A 22,220-nucleotide genomic window follows, 5' to 3' on the forward strand; every position below is an offset into this window, starting at 1 on the left:
TCGTTTTATTGAATCTAATACTGTGATCAATCCGCCACCTACGTGTCCCCTTCCATCATGTATAGAACGTTAATCATATCGGTTAGCGTTCTTTATAATGAAATTAGAATATATTCCAAAATTAAAAATTCAATTTGTTATTATTCTAGGGGTGGTTAAAGTAATCCTTCTTAAAGTAAACTGCACCGTTACTTTAATTACATTGCTTCACAATCTCCTTTAAAATCTTCAATTTAAAAAGTTGGATATGATCATTTATTACATATTTAGTTGTGTTACCTTCCCCTCCATATCCCAACTCTCTTTTCCTGGGACTTCCTTTGAATGACCTTGAACATTTTACCATCAATACGCACATACGCCAGCAAGTGCCCGTATTTATCCCGTTCACATACATCTAATTTAATCCGGATTATTTTTCCATCAAGAGCGATACCTCTAACATAGGAGCACGATACTTTTCCGTATGGCTGCACCTGTTTTTCAGGACGTACGCTCTCCGGCATATCAAAGGGTACCTTAACTTCAAAATGCTAATGGTAATATTCTACCATTTTTAGTCTCTACAACAGAGTTCCTTCAAATTTCTTTTGAATTGGTCAACAAATCATAAGGTGGCAATACTAAAATCAGTTCCTTAATCCTGGGTGTTTAACAGTAAACCTGCGGTAATAAATGATCCTGTGTTTACAATAGCAATCACAGATAAACATCCTATTTTATAAACCTTTGATTAACCTTTCCATTTAAAGTTTCCATCCATCTTCTATCATCCATTAGGCATACCAGATTACCATCCCTTCTCCCCATAAATGAGTGACCAATATTACATACTCCCCTAATAATATCAGCCAAATAGTTTTAAATACGATTTCTCATTATAGTCTTTTCGTTCCTATAATTCTTTCTTTTATGATCTAAAACTATGAAAAAATAACCTATTCTAGCATTTTTTCATTCATAATTTGCAATGTTATATTTTCTCACATGATTTGAGACACTTGGAGTTTTTCGAACTATAATCAGCTTGTAAATCTACTTAACACAGCAATAATCGAATAAAACTTGTTGTGTTACTAGATTTAATTTATAACCAGGGGTGATGGCAAATGGAAAACAATCAAAGTAAAGTCATTACAAGAAGAGATTTTCTTAACTATGCTGGAAAAGTCGGTGGTACGGTAGCCGTTTGGGGAGCCATGGAATCCTTAGGTTTGTTAGGTCACTCTTTGGCAAGTGCCGAAGAATTCCAAGCGCCGAAGAAAAGTGATTTAACGATGGCCAATAAAAATGGCAAAAAAATTATCATTTTAGGTGCAGGTATTGCTGGAATGACCGCAGCTTATGAATTAAGAAAGGCTGGTTATGATTGTACAATCCTTGAAGCAAGAGATCGTACCGGTGGCCGAAACTGGACGGTTCGAGGGGGGACAACTGAAACAGAAATTGGCGGTGTGAAGCAAACCGCTAAATTTGATAAAGGACTTTATATGAATGCAGGTCCTGCCCGAATTCCACAGCATCACATCACGATTGATTATTGCCGGGAGCTAGGGGTTGAACTTGAAGTTTTCGCGAACTCAAATGAATTCACTTACTATTATCAAGAGAATGCAGGTCCCCTTTCCAATACCAAAATCCGAAAAGGGACCATCAAAACGGATGCTCGCGGGTATGTATCCGAACTATTAGCAAAAGTGGCAGATAAAGCCTCCCTTGATGCCCCACTCTCAAAAGATGATATTGATAGATTAAGAGATTATTTAAAAAGAGAAGGTGGACTGTCGAGTGATTTTACATATCACGGGTCAAACCGCAGGGGGTATAAAATTTTGCCTGGTGGAGGACTTCAGCCAGGAGAAGTCGATACCCCTTATAACTTTAGCCAGCTTCTTCAATCAGGAATGATGAATAACATTAGTGGTGATTATAGCTTCCAACAGCAGCCAATGATGTTCCAACCGGTTGGAGGGATTGATCAAATACCAAAGGCACTTGAAAAACAACTGCCTGGAGTCATCACTTTTGGTGCTGAAGTTCAAGAAATTAGACAATCTTCGGATGGCGTTCGGATTGTTTATCAAACAAAAGCAAACGGAAACACAAAGGAAATCACAGGAGATTATTGTATTTGTACCATCCCGCTCCCTGTACTGAAAAATATACCAGCCGATTTTACAGAACCTATGAAAAATGCGATTAAGAATATCCATTATGCGGAAACGGGAAAAATCGCCTTCCAATTTAAAAATCGATTCTGGGAGAATGAAGAACGTATTCTTGGAGGAATTACCACCACAAATATGGACATCGCACAAATTTGGTATCCATCTAGCGGCTATTTAACACAACAAAAAGGTGTGTTGATTGGATATTATAATTTTGGTGAAAATGCTGTGAAATACGGTAATCTATCCCTTTCTCAAAGAGAAGCTCTTGCATTAGAACAAGGTGCCAAAATACATCCACAGTATAAGAAAGAAGTTGAAAATTCCTTTTCGGTTGCATGGCATAAAATTCAATATAATCAGGGCGGATGGGCTGAATACACCGAATCGGATCTTAAAAACTACTACCCTATTTTAAATGAACCTCAAGGCCGAATCCATCTAGCTGGAGAACATCTTAGCTATTTAACGGGATGGATGGCAGGTGCTTTTGAATCAGCCCGAATTGTGGTAAGCCGAATTCATAAAGAAGTGTTAAAAGAAGGCAAGTCTCCTGCTACTGTGGGCTAAACCAAAATAATTTAAATTGGATAAGGAGCTAATTTTATGAAAAAAAATACGAAATCCATGATTGCTGCAACGATTATGGGGGTAAGTGTCATAGCAGGTGCCACCATGGCTTCTGCAGGGAATGTCATCGACCTGCTAAAAATCAATAAAGTCACCTTTTTTGGCTCACCGACTTCATCCATTTCTAGTTCAGTAGCTGTTCCGCAAAATTATAACCGAATTTCGTATAGTGGAACCGTCCCTCCCCTTTTAGATAAAAACGGAATAACAACCTATGAAAAATATGGGAATACTAAAACACAAGCCATCGGCATTTTAACGAAATTGGAAGAAGACTTGGCGCAAAAAGGTCTTTCCCTTAACGATGTGACCTATCTTCGTGTGTATGTTGCCCCAGATCCAAACAAAGGAAATAAACCAGATTATCAAGGCTGGTTTGATGCTTATGCCGAGTTCTTTAATACAGAAGAAAATCCAGTGAAAACAGCTCGTTCTACAGTTGGTGTGGAAAGTCTGGTAAGCCCTGATTATCTGATTGAAATCGAAGCTGAGGTTACTTTTAAAAATAAGAATAAGTAATATCCGAAACTAGAAAGGAAGTGAATCCTATTGTTACAAAATATTGGGGTACCCGGTTTAATTATCATTCTCATTATCGCCCTTGTTATTTTTGGACCATCTAAATTGCCTGCTATCGGACGAGCCTTTGGTAATACATTAGCCGAATTCAAGAATGCAACGAAAGGTCTGGTTTCCGAGGATGAAAGTGAAATTAAGCAAGAAAAAATGAAGCCTGAATTAATAGCCGTTGAAAAGAAAGAAGAAAAATCAGTTGTATCCTAATTTAATCATGGGGTAGACGGGTCAACCGTCTACCTTTTTTCTAAGGGGGCATTAGGGTGAATCAGAAAGAGCTGAATCTCCTTGAACATTTAGAGGAACTTCGGAAACGAATCATCGTGGTTTTAATCGCATTTCTGATCTTTTTTGTGGGAGCATTTATCTTTATCCAGGATATTTATCAATGGATTCTTCGAGACTTCGATGGGAAACTAGCCGTTTTGGGCCCGAGTGATATTTTGTGGTTATACATGATGCTCGCTGCTGTCGTTGCAATAGCAGCAACCATCCCTGTATTTGTCTATCAAACATGGAGGTTCATTGTTCCTGGATTGACAAAACAAGAGTCAAAAATCATATTAAGTATGATCCCTGGATTCTTCCTTTTATTTATCATCGGCATAGGCTTCGGTTATTTTGTTTTGTTTCCACTTGTACTTGGATTTTTAGTCAATCTTTCTGCGGGTCAATTTGAAACGATGTATACAGCAGATCGATATTTCAAATTTTTGATTCACATTAGTTTACCATTTGGCTTTCTGTTCGAAATGCCATTAATCGTATTATTGCTAACAAGGCTAGGAATTCTCAATCCAGTGAGGCTGGCAAAAGCACGGAGAGTTTCCTATTTTGTTCTCGTTGTCGTTTCTATTGCCATTACTCCCCCAGATATCATCTCTGATTTCTTGGTCACTGTTCCCCTCCTACTGCTATACGAATTAAGTGTTGGCATTTCTAAGATCGTTTATAAAAAGAAGGTATCAACAGAGTTGGGAATGGCCAATTAAATACACGTGATGGTTTAAGTACCAAGGAAACACTTACTTCAGGACTCAAAATGGTTTTAGCCCGTTGCAAACACATGCTGGGGAGGAACGTGTTGGTATTTACGGCAGAGGATTAGCAGAACTTAGACTTCCCACCAAATTTTAAAAAGATAAATATTGATAATTAAGAATACAATCTTAATATTTTTAAGGATAGATTTCTAATTATAAAGAAAAATCAAAAAACTATTGACATTGGAGTCAACTCAAATGATATTCTGGATTCATGGAAAAACATTACTCAATACAAGAGGTTTCGCAGATAATTGGGGTGTCCAAGGAAACACTTCGGTATTATGACCGGATTGGGCTCGTATCGCCGACTCGGAAAAGCAATCGGTACCGCTGGTATTCAAGGGACGACCTCATAGACTTGATGAATATTCAGATTATGCGGTATGCAGACTTTTCTCTTGACGAAATCAAAGAAAATTTGAGTTTCCGCAAGATGGAAAATATCTATTCTGCGAAGAGTTTGCTGCGTTCCTCGATGCAAAAAACGCAGAAACGCGCAAGAAGATTAACCATCTGGAAAAGGTGAGCCAACTGCTTAACATTGCTGCTGATACATTAAGGGATTTTAATAACGAAAGCGATCAACGGTTGGCAGAATTCGTCCGAGAGCTCTACAAGGATATCCATGAGAATGAACCGGGAATTTCTATGGAGGGTTGTGATCCACATCAAGATTAGGAATTTTTATTATCTGATTGCTGGCCTTCTTGCGATGCTGTTCGCCGTCACGCATGCATGGAATGGGCATTCCTCGCTCGACATTAGGGGGATGTCCATGGACTCCCGGGTGGTGTTCATGTATGTTTGGCACATTATCACGGCGGAAAACCTGGTCTTCGGGATCGCATTCATATTCATGTCATTCCAAAGTGAGCGATTAAAGATCCGTTTTGCCGCATGGATGATCGTAGCGATTCTGTGCGTCCGACTGATCGTCATACTTGGCGTAACGGCAATACTTGACATTTCGGCTCTTACGGATACGGTAATAGATCTGATTGCCATCGTTATTTATGTTGCATTGATCATACTAGGCACAACTATGAAGAAAAAAAGTCCAGCAATTAACACCAAAGATGTCTAAATACAGATTTAACATAAAGACACAATATTTGTCATTTCCCCCTTTGGATATGCTTTGTCTAAAGGGGGTTTTTGGATATCAGAGTTATGAACCTCCCATGTTTGAAATCACAGGTTTCAGAGTTAGTGAACTGCACATTGACCACTTTGTTTTTAAGATTACAAGATGAAAGTTTTTTGCTCACCTTTCTAGATTATTATAGTACCTTCCCCCAAATCCCCACTCCTCGCTCCTGAGCCTTCCGTTCAATCTTCCTAAATCTCTCCACATACCTTGTGTTCGGTGGAAACACATATGCCACTCGCGCCAGTCCCTTTTCAAGCAGTAACTCATTGAGCATGATGCCATCCACATACACATATGCCAGCAGGCGTCCATACTTATCCCTTTCACATACGTCTAATTCAACCTGAATTTCTTTTCCAATTGGGGCAAGACTCCTGACAAAGAAGTACGATCCTTTGCCGTATGGCTGCACCTGTTTTTCAGGATGAACACTCTCCGGCGAATCGACAAGCAGCAAGCGGATGGTTTCCTTTTTTCCATTAAGGTTGATCGTTAAGGTATCACCGTCGGAAATGAACAGAACGATTGGCATTTTTTTAAGTTCCCTTTTCCGATTCTTCAGTCATCCTCATTTTTCAGACTTCTTCTTTCTGAACTATCGTTTTATCCACTTCACTCACCAGCATTCATTTGGATTTTGTACAAATGCAGAAGTTACTCGAGACATTGATATAGTTCTGACTCCAATCCCCTTAAGCGCCTTTTCCTTTTTGGGTCAACGGACCTGTCCCTTTGTCCCAGGTCGAGCTGTCCCTAAGTTCTTCCCATCCGAAAATAATTAATTAGTAGTTGCTCTTCATTGCTTCATATGATGATATCATGATTAATATAGATTTATTGTACTTGATATGTGATACGTTAAGCAGATAATGAAGAGAATGATATGATCATTCAGAGAAGAGGATGAATATGATCGTTGATTGCCATTTTCATATAGATGAAACGATGTTGACACTAGAAAAAATGATAGAAGGGATGGATCAAAATGATGTAACGAAAACGGCCTTGATTGCGCCAATGAACGAAACGATGTTTGAAGTGGATAGCACCATTCAACACCATATACAAAACCTATTCCGTTTCCTCATCCTACATGTTCCTCCTATAGGTTTTCCTATTTATGATGGATTGGTTCGTGACGGCTTTTTCAACCTTTATGGCCGATCATACAAAATCTATAAGAAACCAAACAATGATCTCGTAGCTGCGGCAATCAGGCTATTTCCAGATCGTTTTCTAGGATGGGCAGCCGTGAATCCTAAGATTCCTGAATCCGTGGAAGAAGTCGAATACTTTCTCAAACAACCAGGTTTTATTGGAGTCAAGGCTCATCCATTTATGCATCAATATTCTATTAGGGCACTTGATCCTGTTGCGGCTATGTGTGAAGCAAAAGGAATTCCAATGATTATTCATCTGTCATCTGAAAGAGATTCCTATAAATACTTTCCGGAACAATACCCTGAACTTAAGGTCATTTACGCACACGCTGGACTCCCATTTTGGAGGAAACTATGGAAATATACAAGAGATAAATCAAATGTATTTGTTGACACCTCAAGCGATTATCTGACACCATCGATTGTGCAGGAGGCAGTGGATACCTTAGGTTATCGAAAAATTCTTTATGGCTGTGATGGTCCCTATGGCATGAAACAATTTAATCAAGATGATTATGGTGAAAAGAGAAGCTGGATCGATTCACTTCAAATTCCTGTTCTTCAAAAGGAATACATACTAGGAAAAAATTTTTTGGAGCTGATTGATTCATTCTAAGACCTTTATTTCATCAAATTCATATTTTTATGAAATAACCGAGAACACTCGTGACTAAGTCATGGGAGGTACAGAAAAGACATAACAGTAATGAGATAAATGCCAATGATACCTTACTTAAACACTTTTATATAGCCTTCAATAGGATGGAACTGTTTCTCCCGATCGTTATCCTTTCCATACTTTGTTTTTTCATGAGTCATGATGCCTCAGTTACATTCTAAATCATTTACATCTAACTGCTAGGACGCTCTAGTAAATGGAAAGAGACAGTCACCATCCATTTCTGGATCGTCACTGTCTCTTTTAATTTCAGCAATATATTTAGATTAAAGCATTATCACACAAAAATGAATCGCAGGAACAATGGACTGTCCATATGTCAAAATTCTATAAAAGGTCCTCTTGTTGTGAAGTAACACCTGCAGTTTCTTGAGAGAATTTTTGTGATTTTTAATGGCTTGTGTTGAGGCTCTCTGCCATCATCAATTCGTTCTTGTAGGCAGCCATCGCCAGTTCATATCTTACCTTTTTGCTAGCTTCCACAAAATCCGCTTCCTTCACAAGACCTGATAATGAATACCGGTTACCCATGAAATCCACGTTCAGTTCGGTGATTTGGTTGAATTTGAACCACTCCACTGGAACGCCGTTCTCATCCTTTAACAGGTATTTACCGTATTTCTCGTTGCATGTTTGTGCCACTTCCTCCATCACCTTGAAGGCATCGTCGGGATTTTGCTTATAGTTCAGTACAAGGCTTTCGTTCACCCGGCGCATCCCTCGGTTCCCGTTCTGAAGTTCCGTGATGCTGCTATAGGAGACCGTATAAAGGTATCCGTCATACTGGCGGATCTTCAGGTGGCGTATGCTGATTTCCTCGATTTTCCCCTGACGGTTTCCATTGATTATGACATAATCTCCATGATAAATTTGGCGTTCAAACAAATAGGTCAACCCCATAATGTAATCGCGGATGATATGCTGGAGGATTAATGCCAAGGCACCTGCCACCACCACCGAACCAGTGACGAGCTTTCCTAGGTCGAAGTAATGGCTAAGCACATAAATAAAGAAGAAGACCAATCCCAATACCTTTGTCACCTGTTTGGCGAAATGCATCAATGTCTCTTCCCGCTTTTCATCTAAGATACTCGTTTTGTCAAAGAAAAGCTTGATGGATTTACGGATCAAATAGACCGTTAGTATAATCAGCAGTGCCACCGTTAAAATTTTTACGGGCAACTGCTTGAATAGTTCCAAGAAAAACATTCAATCAACACCTCATATTTCTATCTATACAAAATTTATGTGGATAAGGAGAAAAAACTTCCTTTCCTAACAAACCTACGATAACATGGTTACATTAAAAAAAGAAGCTCTATTTGGGGTTCTTGAGGAACGATTATATTGCCATAATGTGTTTTCCGCTTCTAAATGGAAATTAAAACAAAAACAAGGTACCCGGCACCTTGTTTTTATCACTTCTTTGTACCTGCATTTGAGAGGACATTTAATCTATTTCATTAAATATCAAAATATTCCAACTTTTAAAACTGTAACCTATGACTTTAAAGAGATATTAGTTAGAAGCGATAGAGGAACGAGGTTTGAAATACGAAGTTGCTGCTCGAAATAATAATGCAAAATCGGAACTTCCATACAGCAATGGGAATTTAGTTTGATTTTTGGAAAGGGATGCAATCCTGATTCGTAAAGACGATAAATTAGACGTAATAAGAAAACAGGAAGCTAATCTCCAAACAAATCAAACTGAGATACACGGGGACGGTTCTGCCGTTTCATTCAATTTGAGATGATATAGCAGACCGTCTCTGTGTTTCCAATCAACTAAAGCCACTCGTTAGTTGAATAATGAGGTTTTAATTAACTCTAATCTAACAAATTAAGAACTTCATTGTTAAATGGGAATTCTTTGTTAATTACTGTCCTTTTCAACTTTTCTAAAGCTTCCAAAGCACTTTCTTTCAGCTTAGCTGAATAGTCATATTTAGAACTATTAAGTTCGAACTCATCTACATCTACGACTTTCCAAGTCTCATTATGCTTTTTTACAAAATCCAAATCTAAATCTACGAAACTGATTTGGCTATTACTTATTACTGGAGGTAAAGCAACATTACAATAATAAGTAATTATCTTTCCATGTTCAATTTCTATTGAAACTGTGTACCATTCTTTTATAAAGAAAAAATCAAGCCAATCATTGTTTGTTGTGTATGTCCTGTTTTTTGTGTGATGTATAATTTGCGTTCCTGGTTTACAGTGAACTATTACATAATCAGATGTTTGTTCAATTAGTTCTCCTTGCCACTCGTAGTGAGGAATATCTGGGTGTTTTAATGCTTTTATATTAATGATTTTTTTCATTTTATTTCCCCATTCCACTAAAAACTTATAAATTATTTTATCAAATATATACTATACTCCCTCTTTAGTGTAAGATTCGGGCTGCCATAGTTGAAGTACATTACTTCACATACTCATTCAGAAACAAAAACTGAATATAGTAATAAACTTTAATTTTCAATATTGACATATCGAAAAAAATCGATATATAATTTGTAACATGGAACCAATCGATATTTTTAAGGCATTGTCAAACGAAATCCGACTTAATATTTTACAGTGGTTAAAGGAACCAGAGAAGCATTTCCCTAAACAAGGCGCTCATCTGCCAAAGGAGGTAAGCTACAAAGGCGGAGTATGTGTAGGGGATATACAAGAAAAGGCTAAAGTTTCTCAATCTACGGTGTCCCACTACTTAAATATGATGCAGAAAGCTGGTCTACTTGAATCAGTTCGTCATGGTCAATGGACCTATTATAGAAGAAACGAAGAAGTTATTCGTCAGTTTGCTGAATTTTTTAAAACAGAAATCTAAGTTGAATGATTTCTGTTTTTTACAAAAACTTATATCGATTATTCTAGATATATAAATATATAGTACTTAGGAGGATTTATTAGATGCGTTACTTCTCATATCTACTAGCGTTATTAGCCGGTGCCGCACTAAGCTTTGAAGGAGCTACTCATTACCAGTTGACCAATAATGACTGCAACCATTGTTATCCCAACGCCAACAAAAGGAACACTAACCACAATAGATGTTAAATAAACTACCCCTAAAACACCCCCAAGCAGTGACCATTTAGGTGCTTCAACAGCATATGAAAGCTTACCTTTCCCAAAGAATAGCCATAATAGGACCATGATGATTGATCCCATAAAAAAGTTGGTTATTGAACATTATGGTTGGCTTGGCAGCAAAAAAACAAGAATCAATAAAGAGAAAATATTTGCTGTTATATCAATGATGGTAGCACTTATTTTAGTTAACTAGGAGGTCTAAAATTGGGTATATTAATGATTCTATTTACCATATTTGGAGGTATTACACGAAGCGCACAATCGTCTATCAATGGTACATTTAGTCGAAAAGCCGGAACAATTGAAACTACACTTTTAACCTTTATAACTGGAACAATGTTCTTAGCCATTTTTATGCTTTTTTTTGGTCAAGGAAATATACTTGCGATTTCGGAGGCACCCAAATGGCAATTAAGCGCTGCATTTTTAGGGACATTATACTTACTTCTCACTGTCATGGCGGTACCAAGAATTGGCGTCATTGCAACCAATATTGCTGGTATAGCTGGTAAGCTGGTAATCGGTATGCTTATTGATCATTTTGGGTGGTTTAATAGTTTAGTAATAGCGCTAGATATTAAACGCACCTTCGCATTACTTTTTATGGTTATTGCCCTATATTTTATCTATAAAGGAAATAAACGCACAAGCGAAGAAACAGATGCACAACATGTAAAATCATACAAAAATGCTGCATTATAGGGTTGAAGTGACCCCAAAAAGTTAGACAGATTTTTTTACTAATTAGTTTGTTGAGTAATAATTAGTGTTGACTTGCGTTCATGATATTTTTTTATCCCGTAAAATCGTAGGTAATATAAATAAAATTATTTGAAAAAGGAGTTTTTATTATGAAACATTTATTTAGTCCCTTTAAATTGAAAGGGCTAGAAGTAAAAAATCGTATAGTTATGCCTCCAATGTGCCAATATTCGGTGGAAAAGAAAGATGGAATTGCTACTGATTGGCATTACTTACACTATGTAAATCGAGCAATCGGTGGTGCTGGTTTTATTATCATTGAAATGACAGATGTAGAACCTGACGGTCGTATTTCAGACTTTGACTTAGGATTATGGTCAGACGAACAAGTTCCTCCTCTAGCACGAATTGTTGAAGCTTGTCATCATTATGGCGCCAAAGTGGGTATCCAGATTGCTCACGCTGGACGTAAAGCAGAAGATACTGAAGAACCTGTTGCTCCTTCTTCTATTCCATTTGATGAAAATTCAAAAACACCTAGGGCACTTTCAACTGATGAAGTAAAAGAAATGGTAGAAAAATTTCGTAAGGCCATACAGCGTGCAGTAAAAGCAGGATTTGACGCAATAGAAATCCATGGTGCGCACGGATATTTAATTCATCAGTTCCATTCTCCTTTAACAAATAAGAGAGAAGATGAATATGGTAAGGATCGAACTAAGTTTGGTCGGGAAATTATTGAAGCTGCTAAAGACGAAATGCAAGAAGATATGCCTTTAATCATGCGCATATCCGCCAAGGAATATGTTGAAGGTGGATACGGTATTAACGAAAGTATTGCATTTGCGAAAGAATATCAAAAAGCAGGAGTAGATATCTTTCACGTCTCTTCAGGTGGAGAAGGTCCTATTGGTGCAGGTGGAAGACCTGGTACACATGCTGCTTATCAAGTTCCACTTGCAAGGGATATTAAGAACGCCCTTAATGTTCCAGTGATTGCAGTTGGAAGATTGGATGACCCTATTTTAGCTAACTCTTTTATTGGAAATGAAGATGCCGATCTTGTAGCTATAGGAAGAGGAATGTTAAGAAACCCTCATTGGGCATTAGAAGCTGCAACTATACTTAAAAAAGAGACTTCTATACCAAAACAATATTTAACCGGATTTAATATTTAATTATCATTGAAGATAAACACTTATAGGCAATCCTCACAATATCAGGATTGCCTTTTGTTTCTAATGGGTCAAGTATCTTAATCCCTTGGTTCAAAAACTGGTACTAAAAAGTCCTCTCCCCAATTTTTAAACGTTACTTCCACTTTCATCCCGCAATGGACTTCATTTAATGGACAATTGATAATATTGGTCATCATCGTGGGGCCTTCGTTTAATTTTAGGATGGACAAGATATAGGGAGCTTCCTCTTTATAGGCATCCAAAATCGGTCGATGAACAATTGTATATGTGATCACTTTTGCCTCACCGCTTACTTCCGTCCATGATACGTTCCGACTGCTGCATTCCGTACACATGATACGTGGATAAAACTGTATATGACCGCAGGCCTCACACTTTTGAACAGATAATTTCTTCTGTTGACAGGCATCCCAATATGGTTTCGTTTCAATTGTTGGCACCGGGATCAGTTTCGAATGTTCCATCATGACACCTCACGTCCTAGAATTAATGTGGTATGACTTGACATTATGCCGCCTTGACCATGAATAAGACCGACTTGTGCATTTTCAACCTGTCTTTCACCCGCTTGATGTCTTAGTTGTCTAACCCCTTCTGTTAAGGCAAACATTGAACCAGGATGACCTGGATGGCAATGTGAAAGCAAGCCGCCATGCGTATTGATAGGTAACGAACCACCCAACTCAATGGCACCACTATCTACAAAGGCTCCACCATCTCCTTTTTCACAAAAACCTAAGTCTTCAAGTTCGACTAAAACCGTTGGCGTGAAGCAATCATAAAGTTGTGCAAAGTCCATATCTTGCGGTGTTAAACCAGCCATTTCATAAGCAAGTCTCCCTGAATCTTTTGCTCCAGACGTTGTTAGATTTAATGCTTGGCTAATATGTTCATGGTGGTGACCTTCCCCTACACCGAGCATATAAATGGGTTTTTGTTTGAATTCAGAAGCAAGTTCTGCACTCGTGACAATGACCGCTGCCCCTCCGTCCGAAATAAGAGAACAGTCTAATAAATGGAGTGGATCTGCAATCATACGAGAATTGACCACATCTTCTACCGTAATTAATTCACGCATCTGGGCAGCTGGATTTAAGTTGGCGTGTTTCCTACATGCGACTGCAATTCTGGCAAATTGCTCCGAAGTGGTCCCATAACGATCCATATGGGCTCTTGCAATTAGTGCATATAATGAAGGCACTGTAGGACCATAGGGTGACTCAAATTGACTGTGACCTGTTGATGCTTGCGTATTCATTGCTTTTTCCTTTGTTAAACCACTGCGAAGACTGTCTGCTGTTGAAATAAGGACGGTATGACAAATTCCAGAAGCAATGGCAGCTGCCGCATGTTCAATTAAGGAGAACGTTGTTCCGCCGCCCGTTAAAACGCTATAACATAATTTGGGTTTGATTTGTAGGTATTCTGCCATGGCTTCTGCATGGTATAAAATCGGTTCAGCCCACGAATTACAGGTAATCAATCCATCGATGTCTTCTTTTGTCATCCCTGCATCATCCAACGCTTTTAACGCAGCATCTATACATAACTGGTTCGCGGATAAATGAGGAACAATTCCTACTTCTGTATCCCCTACACCGACGATTGCTACTTTTCCTCGTAAACTTTCCATAACTTCATCCCTTTCATGGTTTCGCTAATTCATCAGCAGGTACATCTTGCAGTAAGATTGATTTATCAAGATTCTTTGGTACGCGTTTGCTATATTTATCCTGTACGAATGAAATGGCAATGGCAGCAATGATTCCTGGGATCGCAAAAACTAAAAAGTTCGCATAAAGAGGGAGAGAAGAATCTAATACGAGTCCTCCAATCATCGGTCCGACAATGGCACCAAAGCGTCCAATACCAAGGGACCAGCCGACACCAGTGGAACGCATATGCGCCGGATAAAACTCAGAGGCATAAGCATTGTTGACCGCTTGCCCTCCCGTTGTACAAGCACCTGCCACCCCAGCAAGTAAATAAAGAATAATCGCTTCAAATGATAAACCGAATAGTGCAAGCGCTACTGCACCGGTTGTAAACATGATCGTAAGCACCTTTTTTGAACCATTCTTGTCCGCTAAAAGGCCTCCACCGATTTGACCAAACATCGCCCCAAAATTAAGTGCAAGTAAGAACGTTAAACTGGATTCAAGTGCATACCCGGCGGAAACCATCAATTGCGGCAGCCAAGTTCCTAAACCATAGACCATCAGCAGTAAGCAGAACGTGGCAATCCAAAAAGAAACGGTAGAACGTGCGCGTTTTTCTTTAAATAAATCAGCTATCGGAACACCGCTGTTTTTCCCTTTCTCTGCGATAAATTCATCATCACTCATCGGCTGATAAGTTGGATCTATTCTTTTCAGAACAGTTTCGATTTGTTTTCGATCTTTCTTTTTCATATAATGCCCTAATGAGTCTGGTAAAGTTTTCATAATGAATGGGATGAAAAGAAGTGGAATTCCCCCTAAATAAAACATCCACTGCCAACCAAGATTCGTAATCATATTAGATCCAACTAGAGCCACTAAAATCCCACCTACCGCAAAACCTGTAGAAGCCACACCCACCAGCATGCTTCGAACAGATTTTGGGGCGTACTCAGAGGTTAATGAAACGACACTCGGCATTACCCCGCCGAGTGCAATTCCGGCAATAAACCGATAAATCGCAAAATCAATCACTCCCGCTGCGAAACCACAAAGGACGGTAAAAATACTAAAACCAGCTAAACAGATAATAATTGATTTTTTTCTTCCCATCATATCTGCTACTACACCAAACAATAAATTCCCAATCAAACCACCAATGAGTGTTAAACTCCCGATCAGGCCAGCTACGCTGGATGACATCGACCATTCATTCATTAAACTCGGTATGACGGAACCATAGACCATTAGATCATATCCATCTGCTAATAATATAAAGAAACCCCAGAAAACAATTAATAAATGGAAACGATTTACTTTACTTTCATCAACCATCTTGACCACGTTTATCTTTGCCATCGTATTCCCCCTTAATTAGTTAAATCGTTATATCCGGGATCCTGCTTTTTTATTTCATCACTTTATAGCCAACCGCTTCACGGTCCCACGTATCAGATGTAATTCCTTCTTTTCGAAGCTTATATTTTTCAATCCGTTGGGATGGTGTTTTCGGAAATTCCTTAATGAAACGAATATATCGTGGTACAGAAAAATGTGGTAACCTATGCTCGCAAAATGAAAGGAGTTCTTCTGGCTCTAACTCTGCCCCTGCTTGCAATTTAATCACGGCCAGAACTTCTTCCTCGGTTAGTTCTGAAGGAACACCGACGATAGCACTTTCATGTACGGCTGGATGATCGTTTAGAACGCGTTCGACTTCGTAGGAAGAAATGTTTTCTCCTCTTCGTCTTACGACATCCTTTTTGCGGTCAATGAAGTAAAAATAGCCATCCTCATCCACCATGCCTCGGTCACCCGTATGGAACCACAAATCTCTAAACACATTCACCGTTTCTTCTTCCATTCCGAAATAGCCTGAAAACATGATGGAAGGTTCTTTTGGTCTCACGACAATTTCCCCCGTAATATTTGGTGGACATTCGTTGCCCTCATCATCTTGGATTTTGACATCAAAGATAGGGATGATTTTCCCGCAAGAACCTTTTCGGAACGATTTCGCCCGGTTGGCTAAGCAGATTCCTACCTCCGTTGAACCATAGGCTTCTGTTATTTCAATATTAAAACGTTCTCTAAACTCGTCATAAATTTCTGCCGGACAAGGAGCTCCTTGAATCATGCGTACTGGATTATCTCTATCATCGTCTCGTTTTGGCTGTTTTAATAGAATCGTAATTAACGTTCCCATATAAGTGAAAGTGGTGATCCCTTCCGCACGACAGATATCCCAAAAACGTGAGGCCGAAAACTTATTATGCATAACAACATCGCTTAAAGATATTAACGCTGCCAAAATAGTCGAATACCTAGCATTCACATGATAAAGTGGGAAAACAGTAAACAAACGATCTTCTTCCCTATAATTCATAATGTCTATACACGATCTTGATAGGGCAAAGTTTGCTTTATGGCTTAAGATAGCTCCTTTGGATGGACCGGTTGTGCCAGACGTAAACAAAATAAGAGAAGGGTCTGTCGGACGTACATCAATCATTACCTCCTCACGACTGGATTGGGCCAATAAATGATCAAAGGAATCAAATTCATGCTCGCCTTCGCCAACAACTAGGACTCTTTCTAAATAGTGCAGACTATTTTGAATTTGTTTCAAGCGGTCGATCCATTCATGTTGAATAATAAGGACTTTACATTGTGCTTGATTTAAAATAAATGCTAATAAATCTCCGCGAAGTCCCGTATTAATTGGTACCTCAATCCCACCTATGCGTGCTATTCCCAGCCAGGATATTAAGAAAGCAGGATTACTTTGTAACATGACTGCACAACGGTCTCCCTTTTGAACACCTAATCCCAATAACAGATTGGCCGCTTGATTTCCACCTTCGTGAAATTCCTTATAGGATAGGTCTTCTTTTTCAAATCGAATAAAGCGACGTTCCCCAAAACGGAGTGCCTGTGTTTTAACTACTTCTCCAAACGTTTCTACTCCTTGATACATGTTCCTTATCTCCTCTCTATCGCTTTACTTGATAGTGGACTTTCTCACGATCCCAAGTATCTACCGTCACGCCTTCTTCTCTGAGCTTATATTTTTCTACGCGCTGAGAGGGTGTTCTTGGTAACTCTTGCACGATTCGGATATATCGTGGAATAGCAAAATGGGCTAAATGATCCTCGCAGTAGGTAAGCAATTGTTTAAGTTCAATATCTTTATTGGGTTTTAGCACGAGGACAGCCATCACCTCTTCTTCCGATAATTCAGAAGGAACCCCGATAATGGCACATTCTTGTACATGAGGGTACCGGTTAATGACACTTTCGACCTCATAAGAAGAAATATTCTCTCCTTTACGACGAACCACATCTTTTTTACGATCGGCAAAGTATACATAACCTTCCTCATCCATCCAACCAACATCACCCGTATGGAACCACAAATCTTTCCATGAATTTACAGTCGCTTCTGGGTTCCCATAATAACCGCTAAACATCACTGCCCCCTTTTTCGGGCGTACGACAATTTCTCCACGTATGCCCAGCTCCACAGGATAACCTTCCTCATCATGGATCGCTATTTCATAAATAGGCACTTCTTTCCCGCAAGCTCCAATTTTAAAACGATCTGGTACATTCGCAGCTGCTGTACCTAGTTCTGTTGATCCATATACTTCCGTAATCGTCAATTCAAATCGTTTTGTAAATGATTCATACAGACCTGGTGGTGTAGGTGCTCCATATATTTTCTTAACAGGATTATCTGCGTCATCCTCTCTCTCAGACTGCTTCATTAAAATCGTTAACATCGAACCCATAAAATTAAAGGCTGTTACCCCTTCTCTTCGGCATATATCCCAAAAACGAGAGGCAGAGAATCGATTGTGTAAGACAACCTTGCTGCCAGCTAGCAGTGCAACTAAGACTGTTGTGTAGCGAGCATTTACATGAAATAACGGAAACATCGAATATAAACAATCATGTTCGTCATAATCCATTAATTCACAGGCGGTTTGGGCCACACTAAAATTCGCACGATGGCTCAACACGACCCCTTTTGAAGGTCCTGTTGTACCTGAAGTAAATAAAATAACAGCAGGGTCTTGTGGGCTAATCGAGACTTTCGGTTGTGTATCTTGAGCTTCTTCGAATAATTGTTCGAACGAGAACCACCGGAGTGATGTCTCCAATCCTTCTGGACAGCCACCATCAACGATTACGTATTGCAACGTTTCTAATTGATCTTGCACAAACAAAATTCGATTAATCCATTCTTCTCCAATAATGATCGCTTTGCATTTTGCTTGATTAATAATATGGGCTAGTAAATCACCTTTATAAGCCGTATTGACAGGCACTTCAATCACCCCTAGTTTGGATAACCCCACCCAGGAGTACAAAAATGTCTCGTTATTAGGCAGCATAACCGCGCAAGTATTCCCTTTAAGAAAGCCTAGCGACGTCATAAATGATGCGACTTTGTTGCCATGTTCATTCAGTTTCTTGTAAGTAACTGTCTTTTCTTCAAATTTAATAAAACTTTGTTCTCCCTTTTGTTGTGCACGGAACTCCACAACTTCATGGAACGTTGCTATTCCACTGTACATTTCCAGGCCTCCCCTTTTGATTCATAGGCATAATCACAAATATCTAACAAAAAATCGCCGTTTATTTTTATAAGTTTCTGAATATTCGTGATATAATACGTTGTAAGTTTACTTTAATCGGTATTGAAAACGCGTTCAATATGCAACAAAGTAGAAATTGTACAATATCAAACAACCATATACCTTTTTGTATAAGAAAAAATGAAAAAGTTTTTAGAAGGAGTTTTGTTCATGATGAATGTTCCAGATAAACGAATGAGGCGGACAAAAATGATGTTTCATGAAGCGTTGTTAGCTCTGTTACAAGAAAAAAACTTTGAAGCTATTTCTATTTCTGAAATTGTCAGAAAGGCAGGGGTCAATCGGGGAACGTTTTATTTTCATTACCAGCAAAAAGAAGATTTATTAGAAGAAATGGTCAACACCATGTTGGCTCAGATGATTGCAGCCTACCGCAAGCCACACAAGTCCTACCAAGAAATGACCATTACAGAGATTTCAACATACCCTCTTTTTGAACATTTTATGGAAAACAAATTATTCTATCAAACCTTGTTAAACAGCAGCTTCCCAATCAATTTGCATGAGCGTATGCTGCAAACGATGGAGCATCACTACCATCAGGACATAGACTTCTTCTTACCTGCCATTTCTAAAGAGATGAATCTAGATTTATTCTGCTCCTATCGGGTCCATGGACTCATTGGTTTTATTTTAAATTGGATTAAAAATGACTTTGACCATCCTATCGAATATATGGCCGAGCAACTAGTCAAAATCGTCACGATCAATACACAAAAAATCTATATTAAACGCTGAAAAGTACTGATGAATAGTCATCAGTACTTTTTTAGCGTTTAAGCTACTGTCTTTTATTCATTTCCTCACTTTCAGTCTATTTCTTTAAAAGACTCTTTTCAAAATAAAATCTTACCATCTATTTAACACGGTAATCCCAGGAGTTTTGAACTCTCCCATATCGACGAGAATGTCAGCTGCTTCTTCTAATCCAACTGTTCTGGTAATCATTTTTTCCGGTTGCAGCATGCCGCTTTCGACCATACGCATCATATCTGGAAAACGAGAAACCGGCATATTAGCGGAGCCGATTAACTCCAGCTCTTTGACCACAATTAAATCAATTGGCAGTTCAATTTTTCCTTTTTCATCTTTGGATGTTAAACCCAATTGTAAATGTCTGCCTCTTTTCCGCAGACTATTGATGGCATTCTGGCATGTTGCCGCAACGCCAAGTGCATCTACTGCTACATGGGCTCCTCCATCGGTTATTTCCATAATTTCCGCAACAGCATCTCTGTATCTACCGTTTATTGTAATATCAGCTCCAAATTCCATTGCTAATTCGAGAGGTTCATCATTAATATCTACGGCGATGACTCTCGCACCAATCGCTTTGGCAATATGAACAAGAGAGAGTCCAAGCCCGCCGGCACCATGAATTGCCACCCATTCACCAGGTTTCACTTTTGCTTGGTCCACCAAACCATGAAAGGCTGTCATAAATCGGCATCCTAAAGCAGCGCCTGCTTCAAAGCTTACGTTATCAGGCAATTGAACGACATTTCGGTCTGCTTCCAGAACATGGACATATCTTCCATATCCTCCCCAGTAGGTAGTACCGGCTATGCTGCCATGGTCACATAAATTAGAATGGCCGGTTACGCAATATTCGCACGTTCCATCTCCATGGGCATGCGGAACTACCACCCGATCTCCCACTTTAAATTTCTTTACCCGGCTCCCGACTTCTTCGACCACACCGGAAAATTCATGGCCAAGAATATGCGGTAATTCCGCCTGCAGGCCAATCCAGTTCCAATCGCCCATCATAAAATGCCAATCACTTCGGCATATACCATTCGCTTCCACGCGAATAACAACACCTTCATCGGTTAAACCAGGCCTTGGCATTTCTTTTACCTCTAACTTTTTCCCGATTTCTGTCAATACTAGTGCTTTCATGATTTATCCCCCTCTTAAAAAAAATGGCAAATTTCTGACGTTCTTTACATTCCCATTGAGAACTTACTATGGTTAGTCTAAATTCATCCAGATATTTTTAATTTCTGTGTACATATCAATAGAAGCTGCACCATTCTCACGGCCAAGTCCACTTTGTTTATAACCGCCAAATGGAGAATTTGGTTCTGTGATATTGTAAGTATTAACCCAGACATTACCTGTCCGAAGCGCATGGGCTACTTTATGGGCTTTGCGGAGATCGGTTGTACAAACTCCCCCTCCTAAGCCATATACCGTTTGATTTGCGAGTTTAATCATTTCATCCATATCATCAAATGGAATACCTGATACGACCGGACCAAATATTTCTTCCCTTGCAATCGTCATATCATTATGAACATTGGCTAGTACCGTCGGCTTAACAAAATAACCGCTTGCAAGCTCTGCTTCAGTCGCTTCCCCGCCAATCAGCATTTCCGCGCCTTCGTTCCGGCCGATTTCTAAGTAATTCAGCACTCGTTTTTTCTGCTTTGCCGAAATGAGCGGTCCAATCACTGTTTCCTTATCAAAGCCATTCCCAACTTTATAGTTTTGGGAATAATCAGCCAAATCAGCTAAAAATTTATCGTAAATTTTACTCTCGATAAATAATCTCGAACCGGCAAAGCAAACCTGTCCAGAATTAAAAAAGATCGAATTGGCTGCATTGGCAAGGGCTTGTTCATAATCGGCATCCGCAAAAATAATATGGGCTGATTTACCGCCGAGCTCGAGCGTTACTTTTTTAATGTTACCGGCGCTCTCACGAATAATTGACTTTCCAACTTCCGTAGATCCCGTAAAAGCTATTTTATCCACGTCGTGATGGGCTGCCAACGCAGCACCAACAGTAGGTCCATGACCGGTTACAATATTGACAACACCATCAGGGAAGCCAGCTTCTTGAACCAGTTCAGCAAATCGCAATAAAGAGATTGGTGTCTCCTCCGACGGTTTAACAATCACTGTGTTCCCGACCGCAAGCGGTGCTGAAATTTTCATAATCGCATTCATTAATGGTGCATTCCACGGAACAATCCCAGCACAAACACCTATCGGTTCACGTCTTGTATAATTGAAAATATTTCCTGGAGTAGAAGAAGGAAGAGTTTCACCTGTTATTTTTGTTGTCCAGCCTGCATAGTAACGAAAATTGTCAGCAGCTGCTGCCGCAAAACCAGTCGTTAGCGATACCGGCTGTCCATAATCCAGCGTATCTAAATGAGCTAATTCCTCAGCGTTCTCTTCGATTAAATCTGCTAAATTTAACATCAGCCTTGCACGTACATTCGGCTTCATTTTTGGCCATGGTCCTTCTTCGAAAGCCTTTCTTGCCGCTCTAACCGCAAGATCGACATCTTCTTTATCCCCTTCTGCAACGGTTGTAATCAACTCACCATTTGCCGGATTTCTTATTTCGGTTCTTTTCCCGCTGATAGCATCGACCCATTGGCCACCAATAAACATTTTTAATGGTTTTGACGTAAATTCTCTTGCTTTTGGATTTAATGAAATTAAGGTTGTAGACATGCGAAACTCCTC

The 22,220-nt window shown here is 39.3% G+C and carries 22 protein-coding genes and 1 pseudogene; 11 read left to right on the top strand and 12 right to left on the bottom strand.

The genetic code is table 11. From position 1 onward, the window contains the following. Window positions 1–275: 275 nt before the first annotated feature. Window positions 276–506, bottom strand: a complete 231-nt coding sequence (locus tag R4Z09_RS31140; RefSeq protein ID WP_422392203.1) for a thermonuclease family protein — start codon at window positions 504–506, stop codon at window positions 276–278. Window positions 507–1,109: 603 nt separating this feature from the next. Here R4Z09_RS31140 and R4Z09_RS19870 point away from each other — a divergent pair. From R4Z09_RS19870 to R4Z09_RS19895, 6 genes are all read left to right on the top strand, one after another. Continuing rightward, window positions 1,110–2,738, top strand: coding sequence for a flavin monoamine oxidase family protein (locus R4Z09_RS19870; protein ID WP_338448468.1), 1,629 nt, complete (start codon window positions 1,110–1,112; stop codon window positions 2,736–2,738). Window positions 2,739–2,774: 36 nt separating this feature from the next. Then, the gene (locus R4Z09_RS19875; RefSeq protein ID WP_338448469.1) at window positions 2,775–3,317 is read left to right on the top strand and encodes a Rid family hydrolase; all 543 of its coding nucleotides are present in this window, start codon (window positions 2,775–2,777) and stop codon (window positions 3,315–3,317) included. Between the two features lie 30 nt (window positions 3,318–3,347). Then, a complete protein-coding gene (tatA, locus tag R4Z09_RS19880; RefSeq protein ID WP_338448470.1) occupies window positions 3,348–3,581 on the top strand; it encodes a twin-arginine translocase TatA/TatE family subunit in 234 nt (77 codons plus the stop codon). Window positions 3,582–3,637: 56 nt separating this feature from the next. Further along, a complete protein-coding gene (gene tatC, locus R4Z09_RS19885) occupies window positions 3,638–4,366 on the top strand; it encodes a twin-arginine translocase subunit TatC (RefSeq protein WP_338448471.1) in 729 nt (242 codons plus the stop codon). 265 nt (window positions 4,367–4,631) lie between these two features. Beyond that, window positions 4,632–4,946 carry a MerR family transcriptional regulator gene (locus R4Z09_RS19890; RefSeq protein ID WP_338448472.1) on the top strand — a complete coding sequence of 105 codons (315 nt, stop codon included), beginning with the start codon at window positions 4,632–4,634 and terminating at the stop codon, window positions 4,944–4,946. Window positions 4,947–5,051: 105 nt separating this feature from the next. Further along, window positions 5,052–5,504, top strand: coding sequence for a hypothetical protein (locus tag R4Z09_RS19895; RefSeq protein WP_338448473.1), 453 nt, complete (start codon window positions 5,052–5,054; stop codon window positions 5,502–5,504). Window positions 5,505–5,700: 196 nt separating this feature from the next. Here the strand turns inward: R4Z09_RS19895 and R4Z09_RS19900 are convergent, their stop codons facing one another. Further along, window positions 5,701–6,102: a thermonuclease family protein gene (locus R4Z09_RS19900; RefSeq protein ID WP_338448474.1), complete on the bottom strand. Its 402-nt coding sequence runs from the start codon at window positions 6,100–6,102 to the stop codon at window positions 5,701–5,703. Between the two features lie 377 nt (window positions 6,103–6,479). Between R4Z09_RS19900 and R4Z09_RS19905 the strand changes: the two genes are divergently transcribed. Continuing rightward, a complete protein-coding gene (locus R4Z09_RS19905) occupies window positions 6,480–7,346 on the top strand; it encodes an amidohydrolase family protein (protein ID WP_338448475.1) in 867 nt (288 codons plus the stop codon). A gap of 453 nt (window positions 7,347–7,799) precedes the next feature. Here the strand turns inward: R4Z09_RS19905 and R4Z09_RS19910 are convergent, their stop codons facing one another. Then, window positions 7,800–8,618 (bottom strand): mechanosensitive ion channel family protein, encoded by an 819-nt coding sequence (locus tag R4Z09_RS19910; RefSeq protein ID WP_338448476.1) that lies wholly within the window; start codon window positions 8,616–8,618, stop codon window positions 7,800–7,802. Between the two features lie 621 nt (window positions 8,619–9,239). Continuing rightward, window positions 9,240–9,737 carry a DUF402 domain-containing protein gene (locus R4Z09_RS19915; RefSeq protein WP_338448477.1) on the bottom strand — a complete coding sequence of 166 codons (498 nt, stop codon included), beginning with the start codon at window positions 9,735–9,737 and terminating at the stop codon, window positions 9,240–9,242. A 199-nt stretch (window positions 9,738–9,936) separates the two neighbouring features. On the opposite strand from R4Z09_RS19915, the gene R4Z09_RS19920 reads away from it, so the two are divergent. Continuing rightward, complete coding sequence (locus R4Z09_RS19920) at window positions 9,937–10,251, top strand: metalloregulator ArsR/SmtB family transcription factor (protein ID WP_338448478.1); 315 nt, start codon at window positions 9,937–9,939, stop codon at window positions 10,249–10,251. 134 nt (window positions 10,252–10,385) lie between these two features. Here the strand turns inward: R4Z09_RS19920 and R4Z09_RS19925 are convergent. Continuing rightward, a pseudogene (locus R4Z09_RS19925) lies at window positions 10,386–10,613 on the bottom strand (DMT family transporter); the annotation flags it as partial. Window positions 10,614–10,721: 108 nt separating this feature from the next. Here R4Z09_RS19925 and R4Z09_RS19935 point away from each other — a divergent pair. Further along, on the top strand, window positions 10,722–11,219 hold the full coding sequence (locus R4Z09_RS19935; RefSeq protein WP_338448479.1) for a DMT family transporter: 498 nt from the start codon (window positions 10,722–10,724) through the stop codon (window positions 11,217–11,219). 149 nt (window positions 11,220–11,368) lie between these two features. Then, complete coding sequence (locus R4Z09_RS19940) at window positions 11,369–12,397, top strand: NADH:flavin oxidoreductase/NADH oxidase (RefSeq protein WP_338448480.1); 1,029 nt, start codon at window positions 11,369–11,371, stop codon at window positions 12,395–12,397. 77 nt (window positions 12,398–12,474) lie between these two features. Here the strand turns inward: R4Z09_RS19940 and R4Z09_RS19945 are convergent, their stop codons facing one another. Genes R4Z09_RS19945 through R4Z09_RS19965 form a run of 5 tightly spaced genes read right to left on the bottom strand, consistent with a single transcriptional unit; the run spans window position 12,475 to window position 18,656 of the window. Then, a complete protein-coding gene (locus R4Z09_RS19945) occupies window positions 12,475–12,885 on the bottom strand; it encodes a Zn-ribbon domain-containing OB-fold protein (protein ID WP_338448481.1) in 411 nt (136 codons plus the stop codon). After that, the gene (locus tag R4Z09_RS19950; RefSeq protein WP_338448482.1) at window positions 12,882–14,051 is read right to left on the bottom strand and encodes a thiolase C-terminal domain-containing protein; all 1,170 of its coding nucleotides are present in this window, start codon (window positions 14,049–14,051) and stop codon (window positions 12,882–12,884) included. Before R4Z09_RS19950 ends, R4Z09_RS19945 begins: the two co-directional genes overlap by 4 nt. Window positions 14,052–14,064: 13 nt before the next feature. Continuing rightward, on the bottom strand, window positions 14,065–15,435 hold the full coding sequence (locus R4Z09_RS19955) for an MFS transporter (RefSeq protein WP_338448483.1): 1,371 nt from the start codon (window positions 15,433–15,435) through the stop codon (window positions 14,065–14,067). A 49-nt stretch (window positions 15,436–15,484) separates the two neighbouring features. After that, the gene (locus R4Z09_RS19960) at window positions 15,485–17,053 is read right to left on the bottom strand and encodes an AMP-binding protein (RefSeq protein ID WP_338448484.1); all 1,569 of its coding nucleotides are present in this window, start codon (window positions 17,051–17,053) and stop codon (window positions 15,485–15,487) included. 16 nt (window positions 17,054–17,069) lie between these two features. Then, the gene (locus R4Z09_RS19965) at window positions 17,070–18,656 is read right to left on the bottom strand and encodes an AMP-binding protein (RefSeq protein ID WP_338448485.1); all 1,587 of its coding nucleotides are present in this window, start codon (window positions 18,654–18,656) and stop codon (window positions 17,070–17,072) included. A 231-nt stretch (window positions 18,657–18,887) separates the two neighbouring features. Between R4Z09_RS19965 and R4Z09_RS19970 the strand changes: the two genes are divergently transcribed. Next, window positions 18,888–19,475: a TetR/AcrR family transcriptional regulator gene (locus R4Z09_RS19970; protein WP_338448486.1), complete on the top strand. Its 588-nt coding sequence runs from the start codon at window positions 18,888–18,890 to the stop codon at window positions 19,473–19,475. Window positions 19,476–19,586: 111 nt separating this feature from the next. On the opposite strand, the gene R4Z09_RS19975 is transcribed toward R4Z09_RS19970, so the two are convergent. Then, window positions 19,587–20,639, bottom strand: coding sequence for a zinc-dependent alcohol dehydrogenase family protein (locus R4Z09_RS19975; protein WP_338448487.1), 1,053 nt, complete (start codon window positions 20,637–20,639; stop codon window positions 19,587–19,589). Between the two features lie 72 nt (window positions 20,640–20,711). Next, entirely contained in the window at window positions 20,712–22,208 is a 1,497-nt protein-coding gene (locus R4Z09_RS19980; RefSeq protein WP_338448488.1) for an aldehyde dehydrogenase family protein, read from the bottom strand. Window positions 22,209–22,220 lie beyond the last annotated feature (12 nt).

It is taken from the genome of Niallia oryzisoli (assembly GCF_036670025.1).
Classification (GTDB): Bacteria; Bacillota; Bacilli; order Bacillales; family Cytobacillaceae; genus Bacillus_BD; species Bacillus_BD oryzisoli.